Genomic DNA, 3744 nt, shown 5'->3' on the forward strand with positions numbered 1-3744 from the left:
CGGTGAACCCGACGACTTCGTGGCCGTGCTGCGCCATGCGGTATTCGAGCAGGTTCGAAGCGCTGCCCGGCACCTGGATCTCGGAAATCCAGGGCGTGAAGTCGGCGATGAGCTCAGCGTTGTTGGAGTGCGCGGTCAAGGTGACCGGGCGAGTGTGCGGCACCGCCATCGGCACGGTGCCCAACCCGATCGTCTGACGGACCCCCAGCCGTTCAGCCAGCAACCGGACCGCGGTGATGAACCGCTCCCACTTGAGGTCCGGCTCCATGCCCGACAGCAGCAGGAACGGCGTGCCGACGCTGTCACGCAGCGCGTGCAGGCTGAGTTCGGGGTCGTCGTAGTGGGTGAAATGGTCGGTTTTGAACGTCATCAGCGGCCGACGGGAGCGGTAGTCCAGCAGTTCGTCGATCGCGAACGACGCGACAAGTTCGGTGTCCAGCGCCGCCTTCAGGTGGGCGGAGGCAAGCCGGATCGCGCGACCAGCATCGGAGAAGCCCTCCAGGGCGTGCACCAGAACCGGACCACGCCCATCGGACGTCGACAACACTGGCGCCGGGAACTCGAGTTCGTACATGCCAGATTGGCCCGGCTGGTAGTCCTGCGCCCCATCGGGGTGATGGTCGGTCACGGTGCTCCTCCTCTCGGGCTGACTCGGGTCCCTCTAGGTTGCCCTAACCAGTGTCTCTCAATCGAAGGAGGTCGATGGCGGCCCCGCGGGCGATTTGCTGCTGCATCGATCAACGCATTCGGCCCGAATTCTATTCGATTGCTGAGGCACAACCCGTCCAGCACTTGGCGCGCTACGACGCTCCGGTTCGTTCAACGCCGGAACTGGCTGAGGGCCCTCATCTTGTTCGTCACGTCCAACGCGGCCACCTTGTACGCCTCGGAGAACGTCGGGTAGTTGAACACCGCATCGACCAGGTAGTCGACGGTGCCGCCGCACCCCATCACTGCCTGCCCGATATGCACCATCTCAGTGGCACTGGTGCCGAAGAGGTGTGCTCCCAGCAGCTTGCGGTCGCTGGTGGAAACCAGCAACTTGAGCATGCCGTAGGAGTCGCCCGCGATCTGGCCGCGGGCCAGTTCGCGGTACCGACACACCCCGACCTCGTAGGGAATCGACTGCTTGGTCAGCTCAACCTCCGTGGCCCCCACATAGGACACCTCGGGGATCGAATAGATCCCGATCGGCTGCAGCGCCGTGATGCCCTCGGTCGGCTCTCCGAACGCGTGATAGGCGGCCAACCGACCCTGGTCCATCGAGGTCGCCGCCAGCGCCGGGAAGCCGATCACGTCGCCGACCGCGTAGATGTGGTCGACCTTGGTTTGGAACTGGTCGTCGACGAAAATCCGGCCGCGGTGGTCGGTTTCGAGTCCGGCGTTGTCCAGACCCAGGTTCTCGGTCTGCCCCTCCCGGCCCGCCGAGTACATGACCGTCTCGGCGGGAATCTGTTTGCCGCTGGCCAGGGTGGTGACGGTTCCCGACGCTCCCACGTCGACCGCGGTGACTTCCTCCCCGAAGCGGAACGTGACCGCCAGGTCGCGCAGATGGAATTTGAGCGCCTCGACGATTTCGGGGTCGCAGAAGTCCAGCATGGTGTCGCGCTTTTCCACGACGGTGACCTTGGTGCCCAGGGCGGCGAACATCGACGCGTACTCGATGCCGATGACGCCTGCACCCACCACGACCATCGATGTCGGCAGGGACCGCAGGTCCAGGATGCCGTCGGAGTCGAGGACCCGGCTCTCGTCGAATTCCACCCCGGCCGGTCGCACCGGCCTGGTGCCGGTGGCGATGACGATGTAGTCGCCGCTGACCGTCACGCGTTCGCCCTGGGCATCCTCTTCGACCAGGATCGTGTGCGGGTCGACGAAGCGGCCGTGCCCGAGGACCAGGTCGATCCGGTTGCGCATCAGCTGTGACCGCACCACGTCGACCTGCTTGCCGATCACGTGCTGGGTCCGGGCGAGTAGGTCGGCCGGAGTGATCTTGTCCTTGACGCGATAGCTGGCGCCGTAAAGTTCGCGCTGACTCATGCCGGTGAGGTAGACCACTGCCTCCCGCAGCGTCTTGGACGGGATGGTGCCGGTGTTGACGCAGACGCCGCCGACCATCCGACCGCGCTCGACGATCGCGACCGACTTGCCCAGTTTGGCTGCGGCGATCGCGGCCTTCTGACCGCCGGGCCCGGATCCGAGAACCACCAGGTCGTATTCGCGCATCGAAGTCATGATTAGACGATAAAGCCCACAGTCGCGACTTTCTCCACAAGCGCGCGGCTGAATCACGTTGTGCGAACACATCCTGACGGTGGTTGTCGTCAGCGTTGACGCCATGACGACGCATCGAGCTGACTTTGAACTCAATCGCCCCGGCGCACTGATCGCTGCGCTACCGGCCATCCTCGGTTTTGTGCCGGAAAAATCCCTGGTGCTGGTTTCGATGGAAGGCGGTGGGATGGGGTCGGTGCTGCGCGCCGACCTGTCCGACGACCTCGCCGACCGTGTGGACGAGCTCGCCGAGGTGGCAGCGGCGGCACGGCCGGACGCCGCGATCGTGGTGGTCGTCGACGCTGAGGGCGCACAGTGTCCGGGCTGCAACGAGGAGTACCGGGAGCTGTGTGAAGCGCTGACCGACGCGTTGGCGCAGTACGGCATCGAGCGCTATGCCGCACACGTGGTGGATCAGGTTGCCGCAGGCGGGCGCTGGCATTGTGTCGACGGTTGTGGTGCCGGCGGCGAGATCGACGATCCGTCGGCGTCGCCGCTGGCCGCGGCGGCGGTGTTGGAAGGGCGACGGTTGTATGCCAAACGAGCGGATCTGCAGGCGGTGATCGCGGTCGACCCGGCGCTCAGTGCCGCGCTGGCGCCGGTGGTCGACAAGGCAGCGACCGCCCGCGAGATCGCGTGCCGATCCGACCCGGCCGGATGCGGCCGGCGCGACGTCGAGATGGCCATGGATGCGGCTGCGCGGGTAATCGACGGGCAGTTGCTCGACGATGCCGAGCTAGCCCAGCTGGGCTGCGCGCTGAGCGACGTACGGGTACGGGACACGCTGTACGCCCTCGCCGTCGCGGAGACCGCCGACGCCGCCGAGTCATTATGGGCGGTGTTGTCGCGCCGACTCCCGCCACCGTGGCGGGTGGAAGCGTTGGTGCTGCTCGCATTCAGCGCCTACGTGCGAGGCGACGGGCCGCTGGCGGGCGTGTCGTTGGAGGCCGCGCTGCGGTGCGATCCGCGGCATCGCATGGCGGGCATGCTGGACACCGCGCTGCAGTCGGGGTTGCGCCCCAACGAGATTCGCCGGCTGGCCGGTACCGGATATCGACTGGCCGAGCAACTGGGGGTGCGGCTGCCGCCGCGCCAGGATTTCGGGCGCCGCGCAGGCTAGCGGCCCAGCGGTCGGGTCAGACCTTCTCGACCTTGACGGCGTGCGCCATCTCATGCGGCAGGGTTACGTTCTCGTGGCCCGGGATGACGATGGTCACGCCGCCCGCAACGCCCGTCTCCACCGTGACGCGCGCGTTGGGAACCACGCCAGCGTCCTTGAGGCGGGTGATCAGGTCGATGTCGCCCTGGACGTGTTCGGTCAATTGCCGGACGACGACGGCGACCGGGGACCCGGGCGGCAACTCGGTCAGGCGCACCAGGATGGCGTCGTCGGCGTCGAACTCCGAGCCCACCCCCAGATCCAGCAGGCCCGGGATCGGATTGCCGAACGGAGAAGTCGTCGGGTTGTCG

General features: G+C 66.7%; 4 protein-coding genes. 1 reads left to right on the forward strand and 3 read right to left on the reverse strand.

Annotated elements, in window-relative coordinates:
* The coding region (locus tag A5636_RS07950; protein ID WP_172827181.1) for a proteasome assembly chaperone family protein at positions 1-574 on the reverse strand (574 nt) is incomplete at its 3' end.
* A gap of 245 nt (positions 575-819) precedes the next feature.
* Complete coding sequence (sthA, locus tag A5636_RS07955) at positions 820-2226, reverse strand: Si-specific NAD(P)(+) transhydrogenase (protein WP_155763689.1); 1407 nt, start codon at positions 2224-2226, stop codon at positions 820-822.
* Positions 2227-2338: 112 nt separating this feature from the next.
* Here sthA and A5636_RS07960 point away from each other — a divergent pair, with 112 nt between their 5' ends.
* Positions 2339-3394 carry a DUF4192 domain-containing protein gene (locus A5636_RS07960; RefSeq protein ID WP_065158147.1) on the forward strand — a complete coding sequence of 352 codons (1056 nt, stop codon included), beginning with the start codon at positions 2339-2341 and terminating at the stop codon, positions 3392-3394.
* Between the two features lie 16 nt (positions 3395-3410).
* On the opposite strand, the gene A5636_RS07965 is transcribed toward A5636_RS07960, so the two are convergent.
* Positions 3411-3744: ferrous iron transport protein A (locus A5636_RS07965; RefSeq protein WP_172827180.1), on the reverse strand; the 334-nt coding region annotated here is incomplete at its 5' end.

This window comes from Mycobacterium asiaticum (assembly GCF_001673315.1).
GTDB lineage: Bacteria > Actinomycetota > Actinomycetes > Mycobacteriales > Mycobacteriaceae > Mycobacterium > Mycobacterium asiaticum_B.

Bases quoted from the DNA above. Each gene is read 5' to 3' on its own strand.
- sthA (WP_155763689.1), bottom strand. From the start codon at position 2,226: ATGCGCGAATACGACCTGGTGGTTCTCGGATCCGGGCCCGGCGGTCAG.
- A5636_RS07960 (WP_065158147.1), top strand. From the start codon at position 2,339: ATGACGACGCATCGAGCTGACTTTGAACTCAATCGCCCCGGCGCACTG.